Origin of the sequence: Thermoanaerobacter ethanolicus JW 200, from assembly GCF_003722315.1 — a bacterium.
GTDB lineage: Bacteria > Bacillota > Thermoanaerobacteria > Thermoanaerobacterales > Thermoanaerobacteraceae > Thermoanaerobacter > Thermoanaerobacter ethanolicus.
The window spans coordinates 2,794,973-2,815,263 of record NZ_CP033580.1 but is presented as its reverse complement, the minus strand read 5'-3'; the positions used below and the strand labels follow the sequence as shown (position 1 = coordinate 2,815,263).

At 35.0% G+C, this 20,291-nt stretch carries 17 protein-coding genes and 1 pseudogene; 17 read left to right on the top strand and 1 reads right to left on the bottom strand.

Annotated features, from left to right (window positions below):
- Positions 1–148 precede the first annotated feature (148 nt).
- From EB239_RS14075 to radA, 17 genes and pseudogenes are all read left to right on the top strand, one after another.
- A complete protein-coding gene (locus EB239_RS14075; RefSeq protein ID WP_003870704.1) occupies positions 149–2,107 on the top strand; it encodes a BglG family transcription antiterminator in 1,959 nt (652 codons plus the stop codon).
- Entirely contained in the window at positions 2,094–2,543 is a 450-nt protein-coding gene (locus tag EB239_RS14070) for a PTS sugar transporter subunit IIA (protein WP_003870703.1), read from the top strand. Before EB239_RS14075 ends, EB239_RS14070 begins: the two co-directional genes overlap by 14 nt.
- A 41-nt stretch (positions 2,544–2,584) precedes the next feature.
- Positions 2,585–3,166 carry a PTS fructose transporter subunit IIC gene (locus EB239_RS15405; protein ID WP_003870702.1) on the top strand — a complete coding sequence of 194 codons (582 nt, stop codon included), beginning with the start codon at positions 2,585–2,587 and terminating at the stop codon, positions 3,164–3,166.
- 29 nt (positions 3,167–3,195) lie between these two features.
- Entirely contained in the window at positions 3,196–3,630 is a 435-nt protein-coding gene (locus EB239_RS15400; protein WP_003870701.1) for a hypothetical protein, read from the top strand.
- A 64-nt stretch (positions 3,631–3,694) separates the two neighbouring features.
- Positions 3,695–4,006 carry a PTS fructose transporter subunit IIB gene (locus EB239_RS14060; protein WP_003868415.1) on the top strand — a complete coding sequence of 104 codons (312 nt, stop codon included), beginning with the start codon at positions 3,695–3,697 and terminating at the stop codon, positions 4,004–4,006.
- Positions 4,007–4,186: 180 nt separating this feature from the next.
- A pseudogene (gene ptsP / locus EB239_RS14055) lies at positions 4,187–5,908 on the top strand (phosphoenolpyruvate--protein phosphotransferase).
- Positions 5,909–6,027: 119 nt separating this feature from the next.
- Positions 6,028–8,067, top strand: a complete 2,040-nt coding sequence (fusA, locus tag EB239_RS14050) for an elongation factor G (protein WP_003870699.1) — start codon at positions 6,028–6,030, stop codon at positions 8,065–8,067.
- Positions 8,068–8,460: 393 nt separating this feature from the next.
- Positions 8,461–9,672: an NAD(P)-dependent malic enzyme gene (locus EB239_RS14045; RefSeq protein WP_003870698.1), complete on the top strand. Its 1,212-nt coding sequence runs from the start codon at positions 8,461–8,463 to the stop codon at positions 9,670–9,672.
- Between the two features lie 24 nt (positions 9,673–9,696).
- Complete coding sequence (locus EB239_RS14040; RefSeq protein WP_003868419.1) at positions 9,697–9,888, top strand: hypothetical protein; 192 nt, start codon at positions 9,697–9,699, stop codon at positions 9,886–9,888.
- 166 nt (positions 9,889–10,054) lie between these two features.
- Positions 10,055–10,519: a CtsR family transcriptional regulator gene (locus EB239_RS14035; RefSeq protein WP_004404897.1), complete on the top strand. Its 465-nt coding sequence runs from the start codon at positions 10,055–10,057 to the stop codon at positions 10,517–10,519.
- A gap of 14 nt (positions 10,520–10,533) precedes the next feature.
- Entirely contained in the window at positions 10,534–11,049 is a 516-nt protein-coding gene (locus tag EB239_RS14030; RefSeq protein WP_003868421.1) for a UvrB/UvrC motif-containing protein, read from the top strand.
- 9 nt (positions 11,050–11,058) lie between these two features.
- On the top strand, positions 11,059–12,078 hold the full coding sequence (locus tag EB239_RS14025; protein ID WP_003870697.1) for a protein arginine kinase: 1,020 nt from the start codon (positions 11,059–11,061) through the stop codon (positions 12,076–12,078).
- A gap of 12 nt (positions 12,079–12,090) precedes the next feature.
- Positions 12,091–14,541: an ATP-dependent Clp protease ATP-binding subunit gene (locus EB239_RS14020; RefSeq protein WP_003870696.1), complete on the top strand. Its 2,451-nt coding sequence runs from the start codon at positions 12,091–12,093 to the stop codon at positions 14,539–14,541.
- A 444-nt stretch (positions 14,542–14,985) separates the two neighbouring features.
- A complete protein-coding gene (ltrA, locus tag EB239_RS14010) occupies positions 14,986–16,398 on the top strand; it encodes a group II intron reverse transcriptase/maturase (protein ID WP_129545166.1) in 1,413 nt (470 codons plus the stop codon).
- Between the two features lie 127 nt (positions 16,399–16,525).
- Entirely contained in the window at positions 16,526–16,990 is a 465-nt protein-coding gene (locus EB239_RS14005) for a metal-dependent transcriptional regulator (protein ID WP_003870694.1), read from the top strand.
- A gap of 95 nt (positions 16,991–17,085) precedes the next feature.
- Positions 17,086–18,351, top strand: a complete 1,266-nt coding sequence (locus EB239_RS14000; protein ID WP_003870693.1) for an Nramp family divalent metal transporter — start codon at positions 17,086–17,088, stop codon at positions 18,349–18,351.
- A 46-nt stretch (positions 18,352–18,397) separates the two neighbouring features.
- Positions 18,398–19,759, top strand: a complete 1,362-nt coding sequence (radA, locus tag EB239_RS13995; RefSeq protein ID WP_003870692.1) for a DNA repair protein RadA — start codon at positions 18,398–18,400, stop codon at positions 19,757–19,759.
- Positions 19,760–19,785: 26 nt separating this feature from the next.
- On the opposite strand, the gene EB239_RS13990 is transcribed toward radA, so the two are convergent.
- On the bottom strand, positions 19,786–20,181 hold the full coding sequence (locus EB239_RS13990) for a nucleoside triphosphate pyrophosphohydrolase family protein (protein WP_003870691.1): 396 nt from the start codon (positions 20,179–20,181) through the stop codon (positions 19,786–19,788).
- Positions 20,182–20,291 lie beyond the last annotated feature (110 nt).

The window sequence follows — 20,291 nt, the reverse complement described above, 5'->3', positions numbered from 1 at the left end:
AATAAAGTTTTACCACATTAATAAGGCACAAAAAGTTACACTTAAATTCCTTGAAAATAAACGTTTTTTAGGTATAATATTAATCGAAAGCTGAAATAAATTTGTTAATATAGTTACCACATTAAATGTGGTAAAAGGGTGATTAATTATGGATAGGATACTTGAGATTATAAATATGCTTTTAAATAGCGAACAGCCACTTACGGTTGATTATATCGCAAATACACTGAAAGTATCGAATAAAACAATAAGGAATGATTTAAAAAAAGCTGAAGAATTTGTACAACAAAAAGGCGTAAAAATTATCAAAAAACCAAGAGTAGGTATTGTACTAGAGGGGCCTAGAAATAAAAAGCTTGAGCTTGCTGATGAGATTAAAAAGAGTTTAGACTTTGAAGAACCTTTTTCGCCTGAAGCAAGAAAAAACTACATTTTAAAGCGATTGTTTATGAGTAAAGGAAGTGTAACTACAAAAGAACTAGCGGAGGAACTTTATGTAAGTAGGGTTACAATACACAAAGACTTACAAAGTGTTGAAAAATGGCTTAACAAATTTAATCTAAAACTTCTAAAAAAACCTAACTATGGCATTGAAGTGGTAGGCGATGAAGAGAATTGGCGAAATGCAGTGGCAAGCTTAATTGTTTCAACTAAAGAACAAAAAGAATTAAAAGAATTTTTATATAATGATTACACTGGTAGGATAGATTATAGAACATTAATGCAATTAAGGGAACTTTTTGATATTGATTACAAGCAACTTGAAAAAATAGTTAGTAATGCTGAATCAAAACTCAAATTTAGATTTTCGGATGAGGCTTTTATAAGTTTGGTTATACATGTAGCTATTTCTATCGAAAGACTAAAGCATAAAAAAGATGTTAAATTATCAAAGGCGGTCTTAAATAATCTAAAGCAAAAAGATGAATATGTAATAGCTCAACAGATGGCGAAAGAGATAGAAGCGAAATTTAATGTAGTTCTTCCTGAATCAGAAATAGGATATATTGTATTGCATATCATTGGTACTAAAATGCAGCAAAATAAAATTGAAGATGTGAATTTAGAGTTGGAAGATGAAGAAAGTATTGAGCTAGCGGTTATTATGTCAAAAGAAATTATAAATATTGCTGAAAGGGCATTATCTCTTGATTTAAGCAATGATAAGCAATTGTTAAATGGTTTGATACTACATTTAAGACCAACTATAAATAGGCTCAAGTATGGTTTAACACTAAGAAATCCACTATTAAACGATATTAAAGAGAATTATCCTGAAATATATGGGGTTGCATGGATGACAAGTGTTGTGTTTGAGAAGTATTTAGGTAAAAAAGTTGCAGAAGAGGAAATAGGTTATATTGCACTACATTTAGGTGCTGCAGTTGAACGAGCTAAAAAACCACTTAAAGCCCTGGTTGTTTGTACAACTGGCATTGGAACAGCACAACTTCTTGCGGCAAGGCTTGAGAAATCTTTTAAACAGATAGAAATAAAAGACATAGTTTCTTCTGTTTCGCTACATGAGAGCATCTTAAATGACATAGATATAGTTATCTCTACTGTACCTATTGAGATAAATAAACCTTTTATAAATATAAGTCCTTTATTAACTCAAAATGATATAAAGCGGCTTGATGAATTTATACAGGCTCTAAATAAAAGATCTAATTTAATCGATACGCAGTTACTTGATGTTGACGGTATTTACCTAAAAAAAGAAGATTTATTAAGTAAGGTATGTATGGAGTTGCATAAAAAAGGATATGTAAAGGAGGAATATATTCAAGATGTTATAACCAGAGAAAAAATAGCTTCTACTGCTATAGGAAATGGTATTGCAATTCCACATGGTTTACCAGAACATGTTAATAAATCAGTATTTACAGTGGTAAGACTAAAAAATCCTATAGCTTGGGATGAAGAAAAGGTAGATATGTTATTTATGATATCTTTAACTCAAAGTGATATAGCAAAATCCAGGTATATATTTAGAAAATTATATAATAAACTTGAATCACCGGAATTTGTAGAAAATATAAAAAAAGCAAAAAACAGAGAAGAAATTATAAAGTTATTGGAGGTAATTTACGATGCTGATAAATAAAAATCTTGTTACACTAAATCTTGAGGCAAAAAACAAAGAAGAGGCAATTATAAAATTGGCGGAATTAGCGCAAAAAGAAGGGAAAATAACTTCTGTAGAGGAGTATGCGAGAAGTGTGCTTGATAGAGAAAAAGCATATACAACGGGGGTGGGGAATGGAATCGCGATACCACATGGAAAATCAAAAGCTGTAAAGGAGGCGATGATAGTATTTGGTAAAACAACTGATGGAATAGAATGGGATTCATTAGATGGCAAACCTGTCAATTTAATTTTTCTCTTAGGGGTGCCTGAAGAAAATGTGGATAATGTTCATCTTAAGATATTGTCACAGTTATCACGAAAATTAATGAATGATAGTTTTATTGAAATGCTAAAAAAAGCAGTAACTGTCGAGGAAATTTTAAATGCTTTAAGTGATATCCAAGTAAGTTAAAAATAAATAAAAATAAAATCGATAAGGAGGATAAAAATACGATGAAGGAAGAATTAAAAAGGATTAGAGAATATTTAATGACAGGCGTATCTTACATGATACCTATAGTTGTCATAGGTGGTGTTTTAATAGCTTTTTCAATTGCATTAAGTGGTGTGCAGGCTGGTAAAGGTGCAGTTGTTACAAATCCAGTGTTAAAAAGTATGATGGATATTGGTACAGCTTCTTTTTCAATGATGGTGCCAGTTCTTGCAGGATTTATAGCTTTTGGAATAGCTGATAGACCTGGACTTGCTCCTGGACTTGTTGGTGGAGTGCTTGCAAACCAGTTGAAGGCAGGTTTTTTAGGTGGAATTATTGCAGGTTTTATCGCAGGATATGTTGCAAGGTGGATAAAGAGTTGGAGAGTTCCTAAGAATTTAAGACCTATAATGCCAATTTTTGTAATCCCGTTGTTATCAGCACTTATTGTAGGTTTTCTTATGATATATGTACTCGGTAATCCTATAAGCAGTGCAATGACAGCTATGACAAATTGGTTAAAATCCATGAGTACAGGAAATGCTGTGATTTTAGCAATGATAATGGGTGCGATGATAGCTTTTGATATGGGGGGCCTGTAAACAAAGTTGCATTCTTATTTGCTGCAGCAATGATAGGAGAAGGCGTATATACAATTATGGGACCAGTAGCAGTAGCAATATGCATTCCCCCGCTTGGGATGGGTGTTGCTACATTGTTAGCACCCAACAAGTACACTAAAGCAGAAAAGGAAGCAGGGTATGGTGCACTTGCAATGGGGATGATTGGTATCACAGAAGGTGCTATACCTTTTGCTGCAGCCGATCCATTAAGAGTAATACCATCTATAATGGTAGGCTCATCTATAGGTGCTGCGATAGCAGCAATAGGGAAGGTTGGAGACCATGCACCACATGGTGGACCTATTGTGTTGCCGGTTGTAGATAATAAAATCATGTTTATAGTAGCTGTACTAATAGGTATTGCGGTTACTGCATTAATGGTAAATGCATTAAAAAAACCTGTTATTGAAGAAGTTGAAGATGAGAGTGAAGTTGCTGAGTAAAACTAAAAATAGTTTCAAGATTATGTAAATAATTTACAAAATTTTATAGAAAGAGGGATGGAATATGAAAATAGTTGCAGTTACAGCTTGTCCTACAGGTATTGCTCATACCTATATGGCGGCTGAAGCATTAGAGAATGCAGCAAAAAAACTTGGGCACAAAATTAAAGTTGAAACGCAAGGTTCAATTGGCATAGAGAATAAAATAACTCAGAAGGAAGTTGATGAAGCAGATCTTGTTATTTTCGCAGCAGATGTAGCAGTTAAAGAAGAATCTCGATTTAAAGATAAGCCCATCTATAAAGTTGAAGCTCAAAAAGCTATAAAAAACGCTAAAGCTGTTATTGAAGAAGCATTAAAATTGGTTAATAAATAAAGAACTGATTGTTGAGTCAGGAAAGGGATTGCCTTTCCTGATTTTGCTTTTGCGGCTATCTAAAAAATGATTTGTCAAATTTGCTTTATTTTTTTATTTTATTATTGTGCAAAAGTTTCACACTGGGACGAAAACTATGTTATAATAGACGTTAGAACTAATTTTAAGGAGGGTTAACAAATGCTAAAAGGAGTTGCGGCATCCCCAGGGATAGCGATTGGGAAGGTTTTCTTATATACTAAAGAAAAAGCAGAAATCAACATGAAAAACATAGATGAATCAAAAGTAGAGTACGAAATTGAAAGGTTTAAGAAAGCTTTAGAAGTGACGAAGGAGCAAATACAAAAAATTAAAGAAGATGCATTGAAATAATTTGGGAATGATAAGGCAGAAATTTTTGAGGCACATTTAATGCTAGCAAGTGACCCCGAACTTATTGAAGGGGTAGAAAACATGATAAAGACTGAACTTATAACTGCTGATAATGCGGTAAATAAAGTAATTGAACAAAATGCTTCTGTAATGGAAAGTTTAAATGATGAATATTTAAAAGAAAGAGCTGTAGATTTAAGGGATGTAGGAAGCCGTATAATAAATAATCTTTTAGGAGTAAAAAGCGTGAATCTTTCTGAACTTGATGAACAAGTGGTAGTTATAGCCAAAGACTTAACCCCTTCAGATACAGCTACCATGAAAAAAGAAATGGTTTTAGGATTTGCTACAGATGTAGGCGGAAGAACTTCTCATACAGCTATAATGGCACGTTCCTTAGAAATTCCTGCTGTAGTAGGATTGGGTAATGTTACCTCTCAAGTTAATAATGGAGATACCATAATAGTAGATGGGTTGGAAGGGGTTGTCATTGTAAATCCTGACGAAAATACAATAAACGAATATAAGGCTAAAAAAGAGAATTATGATAAAAAGGTGGAGAAATTAAAGAAATTAAAAGATTTGCCTGCAATAACTCCCGATGGCAAAAAAGTCATGTTAGCGGCAAATATAGGAACTCCAAAAGATGTAAAAAGTGCGCTGGCCAATGGAGCAGAAGGGGTTGGACTTTTTAGAACTGAATTCTTATACATGGATAGAACTACTCTTCCTACAGAAGAAGAGCAATTTGAAGCCTACAAAGAAGTTGCAGAAAAAATGGAAGGAAGGCCTGTTACCATAAGAACACTGGATATAGGAGGAGATAAGGAACTTCCTTATCTTGATATGCCTAAAGAGATGAATCCTTTTTTGGGATATAGGGCTATAAGGCTTTGCTTGGATAGGACAGACATATTTAAGACTCAATTAAGAGCAATTTTAAGAGCAAGTGCTTATGGAAATATTCACATAATGTATCCTATGATATCTTCTATAGAAGATGTGAGAAAAGCAAATATCGTTTTAAACGAAGTAAAAGCTGAGCTTGATAAAGAAGGCATAAAATATGACAAAAACATAAAAGTAGGTATAATGGTGGAAATACCTTCTGCTGCAGTGACTGCAGACATATTAGCTAAAGAAGTGGACTTCTTTAGCATAGGAACTAATGACCTGACGCAGTATACTCTTGCTGTTGACAGAATGAATGAACACGTAAAAGATTATTATCAGCCGTTTAATCCAGCTATTTTAAGGCTTATAAAGTTTGTGATCGATGCGGCTCACAAAGAAGGCAAATTTGCGGCTATGTGCGGTGAAATGGCGGGAGATCCTTTAGCTACAGTTATATTGTTAGGACTTGGCTTAGACGAATTTTCTATGAGTGCAACTTCTATACCTACAGTTAAAAATATCATCAGAAATGTGGAATATGAAAGAGCAAAAGAAATAGCGGAAAGGGTGCTAAATATTGCTGAGGCAGAAAAGATACAAAAAATGATGGAGGACATAATTAAAGACATTGAGTAAATCTCTGGCTTTTGCCAGAGATTTTTTATTAAAAAAATATCAAAAAAAATAAAGGAAAATTTCAAAATGTATAGAATAATAATATTAAAGATTATTTGCGATAAGATAGGGGGATATGTATGAAGGATTACAAAACTAATCAAATAAGAAATGTAGGATTGGTTTCCCACGGTGGAGCCGGTAAAACTACATTAACTGAGGCATTCCTTTTCAACACAAAAGTCATTGATAGAATGGGGCGCGTAGAAAATGGCACTACTGTATCTGACTATGACCCAGAGGAAATTGCCAGGCAGATATCTATTTCCACATCAGTAATTCCAGTGGAGTGGAGAGAGTGTAAAATTAATATATTAGATATGCCAGGGTATTTTGATTTCTTTGGAGAAGTTGTAAGTGGCTTGCGGGTTGTAGACAGTGTTATAATACCTGTGTGTGCTGCTTCTGGTGTAGAAGTTGGAACTGAAAAAGTGTTTAATATGGCTAAAAAGAATAAGTTGCCTATTATATTTTTTATTAACAAAATGGATAGAGAAAATGCAGATTATTTTAAGACATTAAATCAATTGATGGACAAATTTGGTAATAAGGTTATTCCTTTGACATTTCCTATTGGAAGCGAACAAAGTTTTAAAGGTTATGTAGATGTTCTTACTCAAAAAGCATACGTTTACGATGAAAAAGGGGTAAAGGAGACAGAAGTACCGGCAGATTTGATGGATAAAGTTTTATCGGCCAAAGAGGAATTGATTGAGAACATTGCTGAAAACGATGAAACTTTAATGGAAAAGTACTTTGGAGGAGAAGAATTTACACAAGAAGAAATGAAAGAAGGAATCAAAAACAGCATAAGAATTGGAGAGTTAATGCCTGTTTTATGCGGTTCAAGCCTTAAAAATATTGGAACAGATAAATTATTAGATGCTATTGTAGAATTTTTGCCATCACCTCTGGATATAGAACGAGAAAAAGCTAGTGAAAATGGACCAGTAGCCGCATTTGTATTTAAAACTATAGCAGATCCTTATGTGGGCAGACTATCTATTTTTAAGGTTGTATCAGGTACTCTAACTTCTGATTCTACACTACTTAATTCAAATAAGCAGATGCAAGAAAAAATAAGCCAGCTTTACATTTTAAGAGGGAAAAAGCAGATGCCTGTATCTAAGTTAGTAGCTGGAGATATAGGAGCAGTTGCAAAGCTTCAATATACAATGACAGGAGATACTTTATGTGACCTTTCTAAACCTGTGACATTAGCACCTATTGATTTCCCACAGCCTACACTTTCACTTGCTATTGAACCTAAATCCAAAGGGGATGAGGAAAAAATTAGCAATGGGCTCCAAAGGTTGCAAGAAGAAGATCCGACTTTTAAAGTAGAAAAGAATTTAGAGACTGGTCAAATGATAGTTTATGGAATGGGAGAGCAGCATATAGAAGTAATTTCTAAAAAGTTGATGAACAAGTTTGGAGTAGAATGCACCTTGACAGACCCAATCGTACCCTATAGAGAGACGATAAAGGGTAAAGTCAAAGTAGAAGGAAAGCATAAAAAGCAGACAGGTGGACATGGACAATATGGTCATGTGTGGATTGAATTTGAGCCAAATCCCAACAGTGAATTTGAGTTTGAAGATAAAATCTTTGGTGGAGCTGTTCCCAAACAATATATTCCAGCAGTAGAAAAAGGCTTGAGAGAAAGTATGAAAGAAGGTGTGCTTGCTCGTTATCCTGTTGTAAACATTAAAGCTACTTTGGTAGATGGTTCCTACCATCCTGTTGATTCTTCTGAAATGGCTTTCAAAATTGCTGCATCTCTTGCTTTTAAAAAGGGAATGGAACAAGCAAATCCAGTTCTTTTAGAACCCATTATGAGAGTAGAAGTGGTGGTACCTGAAGAATACATGGGAGATATCATTGGGGATTTGAATAAGAGAAGAGGAAGAATTTTAGGCATGGAGTCAAAAGACAATTTAGAAGTAATCACAGCAGAAGTGCCTTTGGCTGAAATGAATAGATATGCGACAGATTTAAGGTCTTTGACACAAGCAAGAGGAGACTTCAAAATGACTTTTGCAAGATATGAAGAAGCTCCACCTAATGTGGCACAAAAAATAATAGAAGAAAGGAAGAAATTAAAAGAAAAAGAAGAATAAGCCTGCTTTTGCAGGCTTTCAGTTTGTTGACAAAGTTAAAAAATATTCAAAGGAGATATTTTGCATCGTCGCTCCGATGTTCCAAAGCGACAAAACTAAAGCTCGACCTTCGGGCTCCGGCAGGGTACCGGGCACAATCGGCCTCCTTGCCTCAGGTGCCCGCCTTCGCCATCCATGGCTTCGGCCCTGCCTCCACCCTCGGTCTTGCTAAGTTTTGTTACCGCTTTGTAACAAGTCGCTCCTTATGCAAAATATCTCCTTTACGAAAGTTTGTCTACAGTCTGTAAGCCTGCTTTTGCAGGCTTTATTTTTAGTGCAGCTAATAACTTTTTTCTAAAAAATATTTAAGTTATAATATAAGAAAACACGGGTATTAGAGGAGGACTTTATGAAATGAATATAAGAGAAGAAACTTTAAAACTTCACAAAGAAAATAGAGGCAAACTTGAAATTATAAGCAAAGTAGAAGCGAAAAATGACAAAGATTTAGCTTTAACCTATACCCCAGGTGTTGCAGAGCCTTGTAAGGAGATACATAAAAATAGTGATTTAGTATATGAATATACTACAAAAAGCCACATGATTGCGGTTGTGACAGATGGTTCAGCTGTTTTAGGTTTAGGAAACATAGGGCCCTACGCAGCACTACCTGTTATGGAAGGAAAAGCAGTTTTATTTAAAGAATTTGGAGGCGTTGATGCAGTACCTATATGTCTTGCTACTCAAGATGTTGAAGAAATTATAAAAACTGTGGTGAATATTTCACCTGCTTTTGGAGGTATAAATCTTGAAGATATTTCTGCTCCTCGTTGTTTTGAAATAGAAAGAAAGTTGGACGAAATTTTGGATATACCTGTATTTCATGATGACCAGCATGGAACGGCAGTTGTAACTTTGGCTGCTTTAATAAATGCTTTAAAAATTGTAGAAAAGGAATTAAAAGAAGTTACTGCCGTTGTAAATGGAGCTGGAGCGGCAGGGATTGCTATTGCTAAATTTTTAATAAAGGCGGGTATAAAAGATGTAATAGTTTGCGATAGAAGTGGTATCATATATGAAGGAAGAGAAGATGAAGACTTCTCTAAAAAAGAGATTGCAAAAATATCAAATAAAGGAAGATTAAAAGGGCTTTTAAAAGATGCTTTAAAAGGAGCAGATGTGTTTATTGGAGTATCAGCACCTAATGTATTAAATAAAGAAATGATAAAAACAATGGCAAAAAAACCGATAGTTTTCGCATTAGCTAATCCAGTGCCTGAGATATATCCTGATGAAGCAAAAGAGGCAGGAGCTTATGTAGTAGGTACTGGCAGATCTGATTTTCCAAACCAAATAAATAATGTGTTAGCTTTTCCGGGTATATTTAGAGGGGCATTAGAAGTTAGGGCTACTACAATTAATGAAGAGATGAAAATTAGTGCTGCGTATTCTATTGCCCAGACTATTTTAGAAAATGAACTTACTCCGGAATATATAATTCCAAAGCCTTTTGATAAAAGAGTTCTTAAAAATGTAGCAATAGCAGTTGCGAAAGCAGCAATAGAGACTGGGGTAGCGAGAGTCAATTTAGATTTAAAAGAGTTTGAAAATAGCTTTAATAAATAATAAAGTGAGCAAGAGGTGGAGGATATGAATAAAAGTCAAAAATTTTTCAAAGGAAAGCTATATAAATCTGTAAGAGGGAATTTTTTTGAAGAAGAGACTTACCAAAATACAGATAGAAAGAATTTAAAGGGAAAAAGCAATTTTTCATCTCTTATAAATCAAGAAGACCGTCAAGAGTTGGCAGATGAAGAGGAAGAAAACTATGAAAATGAATGAAAAATGGTGAAAATTTTAGAATATGAGAGATATTTTTATTATTTGATGAAAATATTAGAAAAAATCACTTGCTTTAGCGTGAAAAAGCTATTGACGAGAGGACAAAAAAATGCAAAAATATATTCGAAGGTCAAAGAAAGTCAAAGTAAAAGTAAGAGACGTGGTGATGGCGATGGCAAGGCTTAGTGATTTGATTGAAAATTTTATAAAAGAGCTAATGGAAGAGGCTGGTAAGCATTATGTAGAAATTCAAAGAAATGAATTAGCAAATGTTTTTAATTGTGCGCCATCTCAAATAAACTATGTGTTAGAGACGCGTTTTACTATTGACAGAGGATACATCATAGAAAGTAAAAGAGGCGGCGGAGGTTATATAAAAATTTATAAAACTTCTATATCAAACAATTGGATAAATAAAATAATAGAAAACATAGGGGATAATATTTCTGAGAGTAAAGCTAGATACTACATTGATGCTCTTTTAGACCACAATATTATAACGTCCAGGGAAGCAGCTTTGATGAAAGCTGTAGTTAATGATAAAATTCTTCCTTTTTCTCAGGAAGATAAGAATATGTTGCGAGCATTACTACTTAAGGCAATGCTTATGGAAATTGCTCGCAACAAGTAAAGGAGGTAATTTTTATGATGTGTGATAAATGCAAAATAAGGCCTGCTACAGTTCATTACACTAAAATAGTAAACGGAGTAAAAACTGAAATGCATTTGTGTGACCAGTGCGCAGCAGAAGAGGGAATTTTAAATACAGAAGTTTTTTCAACTTTTACACCTTTTTCAGTTCAAAATTTATTGTCAGGGTTAATGGACTTTTTGCCTGGAGTAGATGACTTTACAAAAAAAACTTTGAAATGCAGTCACTGTGGTATGACTTACGAAGATTTCAAAAAAATTGGAAGATTAGGTTGTAGTTTCTGCTATGATGCTTTTGCTGAAGAATTAAATCCTCTTATGAGGAGAATACACGGCAGTACAGAACACAGAGGGAAAATTCCTAAAAAAGCTGGCGGTAAAATGAGAGTAAAAAGAGAAATTGAGGAGTTGAAATATCAATTGGAAAAAGCTATTAAAGAAGAAGCTTATGAAAAAGCAGCAGAATTAAGGGATAAAATCAGAGAATTGGAGAAAGAATTAGGAAAGTAGGTGACCGAAATGCTACAGTACGATAAAGATGTGGTATTGTCCAGTAGAATTAGACTTGCTCGGAATATAAAAGATATTCCTTTCCCTACTATTATGACAGAAGAGCAGGGACGAAAGGTTATAGATTTGGTTAGAAAGGCTATATTGGGTAGTAATACTATTTTATCTACCCAATTTGTAGAATATGATATGAAGAAATTGACTCCTATTGACAGGCAATCACTTGTAGAAAAGCACCTTATAAGCCCTGACCTTTCACAGAATACAAAGAGTGGTTATGCTCTTATAAAAGATGACAATACAGTGAGTATAATGGTCAATGAAGAGGATCATCTTAGAATACAATGTATATTAGAAGGATTAAGGCTTAATGAAAGCTGGGATACTGCCGATAAAATTGACGATTTGATTGAAGAAACTATCGACTATGCCTATGATGAAAAGATAGGTTATTTGACTTCTTGTCCTACTAACGTAGGAACAGGGATACGAGCCTCAGTCATGGTTCATCTTCCAGCTCTTACTATCACTGGGCAAATAAGCAATATTTTAAACTCTGTTTCTAAAATAGGTATGGCAGTGAGAGGGATATACGGTGAAGGTACTCAAGCTTTAGGAGATATTTATCAAATTTCTAATCAAGTCACTCTTGGCCAAAGCGAAAGAGAAATAATTGAAAATATTGAAGGAGTAGCAAGACAAATTATCTCTAGCGAAAGAAAAGCTAGAGAGGATTTATACAAAAAACAAAGAATTCAAATAGAAGATAGAGTAGGAAGGGCTTTTGGAATTTTATCTCATGCAAAAGTGATGTCTACAAAGGAATACATGACTTTAATGTCTGACGTGAGATTAGGAACAATTTTAGGAATATTAGATGTGGATATAAATAAAATTGATGTTCTCACTACACATATACAACCAGCTAATTTACAAAAAATTTATGGCATTCAATTAGACCCCTATGAGAGAGATGTTAAAAGGGCAGAATATGTAGTAAGTCAAATAAACAAAAAAGATAATTTATAGGAGGTGTTTGTTATGGCGATGTTTGGAAGATTTACAGAAAGAGCTCAAAAAGCTCTTTATTTGGCTCAAGAGGAAGCGAGGTCTTTTTATCATAACTATGTAGGGACAGAACACATTTTATTAGGATTGTTAAAAGAAGATGAAGGAATTGCAGCAAGAGTTTTAAAAAAACTGGGAGTAACTTATGAAACTACAAGAGAGAAGGTATTGTCTTTGATTGGAATGGGAAATATTCCAGGAGACGTCGTAGGTTATACCCCTCGGGCAAAAAGAGTACTAGAGCTAAGTCTTAGTGAGGCAAGGAGATTTAATACCAGCTATGTAGGGACAGAGCATATTTTGTTAGGACTTTTAAGAGAAGGCGAAGGAGTTGCTGTAAGAATTTTAATGGAACAAGGTATAGATTTCAATAGGGTGAGAGAGGAGATTGTAAAAATGCTTAATGAAGAGCCTGCAGGAGGACCTGCAAAGGCTGCAAAAGTTAAAAATACCAATACACCTACTTTAAATCAATTTGGAAGAGATTTAACTGAGCTTGCAAGAGACGGCAAACTTGACCCTGTAATAGGAAGAGAAAAAGAGATTGAAAGAGTTATACAAATCTTAAGCAGAAGGACAAAGAATAACCCTGTCCTAATAGGTGAACCGGGTGTCGGTAAAACTGCTATTGTAGAAGGTCTTGCGCAAAAGATTGTAGAAGGAGAAATTCCTGAAATTTTGAAAGATAAAAGAGTTGTAACTTTAGACATGGCTTCTATGGTAGCAGGTACAAAGTACAGAGGCGAATTTGAAGATAGGTTAAAAACAGTATTAAATGAGGTTATAAAGGCAGGAAATGTGATACTATTTATAGATGAGATGCACACTTTGATAGGAGCAGGTGCAGCAGAGGGTGCAATAGATGCATCAAATATTCTAAAACCGGCACTTGCAAGAGGTGAAATTCAAGTAGTTGGAGCTACTACTTTGGATGAGTACAGAAAATATGTAGAAAGAGACCCTGCATTAGAGAGACGATTCCAACCAATAATTGTAGATGAACCAACTGTGGAGGAGACTATTGAGATATTAAAGGGCTTGAGAGATAAGTATGAAGCCCATCATAGGGTTAAAATTACTGACGAAGCTTTAGAAGCAGCAGCTAGACTTTCTCACAGATATATTGCAGATAGATTTTTACCTGATAAAGCTATAGACTTAATAGATGAAGCAGCTTCTCGCGTAAGACTAAAGACAGTGACAGCTCCTCCAGAGATAAAAGAACTGGAAGATAAAATCAATGACCTTATAAAAGAGAAGGAAGAAGCGATAAGAACTCAAGAATACGAAAAAGCTGCAAAAATAAGAGATGAAGAACAAAAATTGAGAGAAGAATTAGAAAAATTAAAAGCTAAATGGCAACAAAATTCTCTTTCTAATGAAAAAAGTGTAGGACCTGAAGAAATCGCACAAGTCGTATCTCTGTGGACAGGAATACCTGTTAAAAAGTTAGCTGAAGAGGAATCAGAGAGATTGCTCCACTTAGAGGAGGTATTGCATGAAAGAGTTATAGGACAAGATGAAGCAGTAGAAGCAGTGGCAAGAGCTATAAGAAGGGCAAGAGTAGGCTTAAAAGATCCAAAAAGGCCAATAGGTTCATTTATCTTCTTGGGTCCTACTGGTGTTGGTAAAACAGAACTTACAAAGGCTTTGGCAGAAGCTCTTTTTGGTGACGAAAATGCTATGATTAGGCTTGATATGTCAGAATACATGGAAAGACACACTGTATCTAAACTTATCGGTTCACCTCCAGGATATGTAGGATTTGAAGAAGGAGGACAATTAACAGAAAAAGTAAGAAGAAAGCCCTATTCAGTAATCTTGCTGGATGAAATTGAAAAAGCGCATCCTGACGTGTTTAACATTCTCCTTCAAATATTAGAAGATGGACGACTCACAGATTCAAAAGGTAGAACTGTGGACTTTAAAAATACAGTTATAATCATGACATCAAATGTGGGAGCAGAACTTTTGAAAAAGCAATCTACCTTAGGATTTATGCCTCAAGAAAAAGAAGACAAAGCCTCTTATGACAAAATAAAAGAAACATTGATGGCAGAGTTGAGAAAGACCTTTAGACCTGAATTCTTAAATAGGGTGGATGAGATAATTGTATTTCATCAACTCTCAAAAGAAGATATTGAAAAGATTGCTGATATAATGATTAAAGAATTGAATAATAGACTAAAAGAGAACAACATTAAACTGGAGTTTACTCCTGAAGCCAAAGAGGAAATTATCAAACAAGGATATGACCCCAACTACGGTGCAAGGCCTTTAAGAAGAGTTATACAAAGAATTGTAGAGAATCAATTATCAGAATTGATGTTGCAAGGGGAAGTCAAACCAGGAGATGAACTTATTGTAACTGCTAAAGATGGTAAAATAGACTTTGTAAAAAAAGATGCTGTGCAAAAGGCTTAGCCTCGTGCTAAGTCTTTTTTTTATGTGCGCCCGGCATGGGCGATAACTAGGCGGTGAAAGTCCGCTGTGGGCTTGGTAGTGGGAACCACTAGCCAAGAGCAAGGGTGTCCATCGTGAGGTGGAATCTGAAGGAAGCTTAAGGCAAAATCTCGGTCTGATGAACAAGAACCAGATAAGAGGCTGAATTGGGATGGATGAGTTTGCGTAACAAAACGAAGTCCAACACTACCCGAATCCCATACAGTAAATCTGGCAGATATATGAGATGAAAGTTATCGTTCTTACCCGGGGAGGTCTCAAGGATAAGTCATGGAAGTAAAATCTGAAGTGACAACCCATGCAGTGATGTATGGCTGAACCTTGAGAAGTCAGCAGAGGTCATAGTACTTATCTAGACATGAATAGATAAGGAAGGACCGAACGTTAGGAGGTTTTGGAAATCTTATGGACTCGAAAGATATGCAGAGACTGCAGACAACTCAACAAAGAGGCTATCCGTTGAATAGAGAAATGGAATTTCAAAAGACAACGGAAGTGCATAGTATATCATCGGCGTCGGAAGATGGAAGAAACGAGGTACAAAGATATACCGGCAAGATGCTTGAAATGATAGTAGAACGAGGGAACATGGAAGCAGCATACAAGCGCGTTGTTGCAAATAAAGGAAGCCATGGAGTCGATGGGATGGGAGTAGATGAACTTCTACCGTATCTCAAAGAAAACTGGGCAACCATAAAACAACAACTGCTGGAGGGGAAATACAAACCACAACCAGTGCGAAGAGTAGAAATTCCCAAACCAGATGGAGGAGTAAGACTACTAGGAATACCTACAGTACTAGACAGACTAATACAACAAGCAATAGCCCAAATACTAAATAAAGTCTACAACCATACATTTTCTGATAGCAGTTATGGATTCAGACCAGGACGCAGTGCAAAAGACGCAATAAAAGCCGCAGAAGCATACATAAATGAAGGATACACATGGGTTGTAGATATGGACTTAGAAAAATTCTTTGACAGAGTAAACCACGACATAATAATGTCCAAACTAGAAAAGCGGATAGGGGACAAAAGAGTACTAAAGTTAATACGAAGATACCTAGAATCAGGAGTAATGATAAACGGAATCAAAGTATCAACAGAAGAAGGGACACCCCAAGGAGGGCCATTAAGTCCCCTATTAGCAAACATAATGTTGGACGAACTAGACAAAGAACTTGAGAAACGAGGGCATAAATTCTGCCGATATGCAGATGACTGCAACATATATGTAAAAAGCAGGTCTGCAGGAAACAGAGTAATGAGAAGCATAAAGAAATTCATAGAAAGCAAATTAAAACTAAAAGTCAACGAAGCAAAAAGTGCTGTAGATAGACCATGGAGAAGAAAATTTCTTGGATTTTCATTCTATACAAAAGAAAACGAAGTAAGAATAAGAATCCATGAAAAATCCATCAAAAGGTTTAAGGAAAAAGTAAGAGAAATAACCAATCGGAACAAGGGAATAAGCATGGAAAACAGAATAAAAAGACTAAATCAAATAACAACAGGATGGGTCAACTATTTTGGATTAGCAGACGCGAAAAGCATAATGAAAACCCTTGACGAATGGATAAGGCGAAGACTAAGGGCATGTATATGGAAACAATGGAAGAAGATAAAAACGAAGCATGATAACTTAGTAAAACTAGGAGTAGAAGAACAAAAAGCCTGGGAATACGCCAATACAAGGAAAGGTGACTTAAGAATATCCAATAGCCCAATCCTAAATAAGACTCTTACAAATAAATACTTTGAAAGCATAGGTTATAAGAGTTTATCCCAAAGATATCTAATTGTACACAATTCCTAATGAACCGCCGTATACCGAACGGTACGTACGGTGGTGTGAGAGGACGCTGAATAAAATAATTATTCAGCTCCTACTCGATTTAAAGATAATATATATGCTATTGAAGGATTAAAAAAGGTGTGAGCATATGGAAAAAGATAGGTTTTATACTGTAAGAGGTTACCAAATTCATTCCCAGGAGAGGAAACATCTTACATCAGCTATGGAAGACTATATAGAAATGATTTATAGGGAAAGTCTAAAAAACCCATATATCCGTGTAAATCTTCTCTCTGAACTTTTAAATGTAAAAGCCCCTTCAACTACTAAAATGCTTCAAAGGTTAAAGGAATTAGGATTTGTGGAGTATGAAAAATATGGAGTGATAGGTTTAACAGAAAAGGGCAAAGAAATGGGTAAGTTTTTATTGGATAGGCATTCTACTGTGGAGGAATTTTTAAAAAATTTAGGGGTTAAGGAGGGATTGTTAGAGCAAACAGAATTAATTGAACACAATATATCTATTGAAACGCTAGAAAAAATGAGAAAATTTAATAGGTTTTTGGAGGAAAATCCAGAAATAAAAGAAAAGTATCAGAAAAATAACCCGTAAATGCGGGTTGTTTTTTTATGTAACAGGACAAAAAAGAAACACATATTTTAAATAAGGCAAATAAATTTAGCTTTGTCTAAAATGGGGGGATTTATTTGGAAAATCGTGAGTCCATCATAGCGACTAAAAAATTTTTTTCTCTCCGTGAGACCTTTAAAAAAGTTTTAAAATATTTTGGACCAGCTTTTGTGGTAAGTGTTGCCTATGTTGATCCTGGAAATTTTGCCACGAATATAAGTGGGGGTTCTATATTTAACTACCATTTAATATGGGTGGTACTTTGTAGCAATATTATGGCCATATTTTTGCAAAATATGTCTGCAAAATTAGGAATTGCAACGGGACGCAATTTACCGGAAATGTGTAATTTGATTTTTAAAAGGAAAGTTAATTGGCTTTTGTGGATAGCAGCAGAATTGGCGGCTATGGCTACAGATTTGGCGGAGTTTTTAGGTGGTACTTTAGGATTGTATTTGCTTTTTCACATTCCTCTTATGTATGCAGGCCTTTTGACAGGAGTGATCACATTTATCATTGTTTACTTAGAAAAATATGGTCAAAAGATAGTTGAAATAGTGATTTTTGCTTTAGTTGCTATTATTAGCCTTTCTTATGCTTTTGAGCTTTTTTTGGCAAAACCAGATTGGGGAAAAGTGATGTATCATACTATAATTCCTTCTATACCAAGTGGAGAAGCTATGCTAATAGCTGTGGGAATATTAGGGGCGACAGTAATGCCTCATGTGATTTATTTGCATTCCCAGTTAGTTCAATATAGAAATACAGGAAATACATTAGAAGAAAAGAAGGAACATTTGAGGATGGAAAAGATAGATATTTTAGTAGCAATGAATATAGCATTTATAATAAATGCGGCTATGTTAATAGTGTCAGCAGCTGTTTTTTATAAAAACGGCATGGTGGTTGAGTCTATTGAAGAGGCTCACATGTCTTTAAAACCATTGTTAGGGTCTTTGTCCAGTTGGGCTTTTGGCATTGCACTTTTGGCTTCTGGTTTGTCATCATCTGCAGTAGGTACAATGGCAGGGCAGACTATAATGAAAGGTTTCGTAGGGTTAAATATTCCACTAAATGTAAGAAGACTTATAACCATGATGCCAGCACTAATAATTATTTTATTAGGTATTGACCCTTTGAAAACCCTTATCATAAGCCAAGTAATTTTAAGTTTTGAACTTCCTATGGCTATAATACCAATGCTTTTAATTACTTCTCAGAAAAAGTTTATGGGAGAATTTGTAAACACACCCATTGAAAAAGTCATTGGCATAATTGTGGCTTCTGTTATAATCTTTTTAAATGGGCTGCTTCTGTATTTCACTTTTATGGGAGAGGTTTAAAAGTGTGATATAATTAAAAGAGAATTTTGCGAAAGATGGTGGAGGTATGGCCAAATCAACTACAAAATTTGTGTGTAGAGAGTGTGGCTTTGAAAGCAGTAAATGGATGGGAAGATGTCCTAATTGTGACAGCTGGAATTCTTTTGAGGAAGAAACGATAGAGGATTCAAAAAATTTTAGGAAAAATAAAGATAGATCGCAAATATTTCTTCTCGAAGATGTAACTTTTTCAGAAGAAGAAAGAATAAAGACAGGGATTGAAGAGTTTGACAGGGTTTTAGGTGGCGGAATTGTAAAAGGTTCTCTTGTTTTAATAGGTGGTGACCCAGGAATTGGGAAGTCTACTTTGCTATTACAAGTAGCAGGTAATATTTCTGATAACAGAAAGGTACTTTATGTGTCAGGAGAGGAATCAATTCAACAGATTAAACTGAGGGCAGATAGAATTTTGAAAGAAAAGCAACAAATATATCTCTTGTGCGAAACAAATATAGAAGAGATAGAGAGAAAAATTGATGAGAATAAGCCGGATTTTGTTATTATTGATTCTATACAGACAATGTACACTGAGGAAAGTGAGACAATACCAGGAAGTGTGTCTCAGGTAAGGCAAGTGACTCAAAGGCTGATGGAGATTGCAAAACAAAAAGACATAAGTATTTTTTTGATAGGACATGTTACAAAAGAAGGGGCAATAGCAGGCCCTAAAGTTTTGGAACATATGGTAGACACAGTTTTGTATTTTGAAGGGGATAGGACCCAGTCTTTTAGGATATTGCGGGCTGTAAAAAACCGTTTTGGCGCAACTCACGAAATAGGAGTTTTTGATATGGAGGAGGATGGGCTTTGTGAGATAAGCAATCCTTCTGAATTTATTCTCTCAAATAAGCCGAAAGATGTTTCAGGGACTGCTGTTGTATGTTCTATTCAAGGGACGAGGCCAATTTTAATGGAAGTGCAGTCTTTGATATGTAAGACTACTTTTGGAGTGCCGCGAAGAATGGCCACTGGATTTGACTACAATCGTTTTATATTGCTTTTGGCAGTTATAGAAAAAAGACTGGGCATAAATCTTTCGCAATTTGATGCATATGTAAATGTGGCTGGAGGAATGAAAATTCAAGAGCCAGCTGCTGACCTTGGAATAATTGCTTCATCTCTTTCTGGATATTTTAATATACCTATTCCTGAAGATGTTTGTTTTATAGGAGAGGTGGGATTGACGGGAGAAGTGAGAGGAGTCAGCAATATAGATAAACGAATAGGTGAAGCACAAAAGATGGGATTTTCTCAAGTTTTTATTCCTGAGATGAAAACAAAAGAAATAAAAAAGTTTGAGAATATAAAAATTATTAAGGTAAGAGATATAAAAGAAATTATGGATTTTTTAAGAAAGATAAAACAATAAGCGTCTTCCTAAGGAAGACGCTTATTTTATAACATGTTAAATATGCCTAAAGTGTTTAACTCTTTGTGTTTTTTTAGGAGTATGTCGTAAAAATTAAGTCCTAAAACATTACACAAAGCGATTATGTAAAAGATATTGTTACCTATTTCTGCTTCTATAACTTCTTTACAGTTTTCACAGAGTTGGCCCTCAAGATGGGTTTTGAAATATTTGTGGGCCTCTTCCAAAGTTGCATCCGGGGGAGTTTCTTGTTTGCTAGCATTTATCCTTATGCAACCGCACTCGGTTACTGATTTAGCAACAGCTCTATTTATGCGGGCACTGCTCTCTTGTATTTTTGTCATTATATCCATAATACTTCTATGGCGCAGAAGGTATTCATCTACTGTGTTTTGAAGGTCGTCTACAATAATATCCTTCATTTTTTTGTCCACTCCCGTTCTATGAGTTTTTAAGATTTCTCTTGCTTTTATTATAGACTTAAACCATTACCATGTCAATATTTAGAATGGCATTTAAATACATTATATAG

Bases quoted from the DNA above. Each gene is read 5' to 3' on its own strand.
- EB239_RS14075 (WP_003870704.1), top strand. From the start codon at position 149: ATGGATAGGATACTTGAGATTATAAATATGCTTTTAAATAGCGAACAG.
- EB239_RS14070 (WP_003870703.1), top strand. From the start codon at position 2,094: ATGCTGATAAATAAAAATCTTGTTACACTAAATCTTGAGGCAAAAAAC.
- EB239_RS15405 (WP_003870702.1), top strand. From the start codon at position 2,585: ATGAAGGAAGAATTAAAAAGGATTAGAGAATATTTAATGACAGGCGTA.
- EB239_RS15400 (WP_003870701.1), top strand. From the start codon at position 3,196: ATGATAGGAGAAGGCGTATATACAATTATGGGACCAGTAGCAGTAGCA.
- EB239_RS14060 (WP_003868415.1), top strand. From the start codon at position 3,695: ATGAAAATAGTTGCAGTTACAGCTTGTCCTACAGGTATTGCTCATACC.
- fusA (WP_003870699.1), top strand. From the start codon at position 6,028: ATGAAGGATTACAAAACTAATCAAATAAGAAATGTAGGATTGGTTTCC.
- EB239_RS14045 (WP_003870698.1), top strand. From the start codon at position 8,461: ATGAATATAAGAGAAGAAACTTTAAAACTTCACAAAGAAAATAGAGGC.
- EB239_RS14040 (WP_003868419.1), top strand. From the start codon at position 9,697: ATGAATAAAAGTCAAAAATTTTTCAAAGGAAAGCTATATAAATCTGTA.
- EB239_RS14035 (WP_004404897.1), top strand. From the start codon at position 10,055: ATGGCGATGGCAAGGCTTAGTGATTTGATTGAAAATTTTATAAAAGAG.
- EB239_RS14030 (WP_003868421.1), top strand. From the start codon at position 10,534: ATGATGTGTGATAAATGCAAAATAAGGCCTGCTACAGTTCATTACACT.
- EB239_RS14025 (WP_003870697.1), top strand. From the start codon at position 11,059: ATGCTACAGTACGATAAAGATGTGGTATTGTCCAGTAGAATTAGACTT.
- EB239_RS14020 (WP_003870696.1), top strand. From the start codon at position 12,091: ATGGCGATGTTTGGAAGATTTACAGAAAGAGCTCAAAAAGCTCTTTAT.
- ltrA (WP_129545166.1), top strand. From the start codon at position 14,986: ATGGACTCGAAAGATATGCAGAGACTGCAGACAACTCAACAAAGAGGC.
- EB239_RS14005 (WP_003870694.1), top strand. From the start codon at position 16,526: ATGGAAAAAGATAGGTTTTATACTGTAAGAGGTTACCAAATTCATTCC.
- radA (WP_003870692.1), top strand. From the start codon at position 18,398: ATGGCCAAATCAACTACAAAATTTGTGTGTAGAGAGTGTGGCTTTGAA.
- EB239_RS13990 (WP_003870691.1), bottom strand. From the start codon at position 20,181: ATGAAGGATATTATTGTAGACGACCTTCAAAACACAGTAGATGAATAC.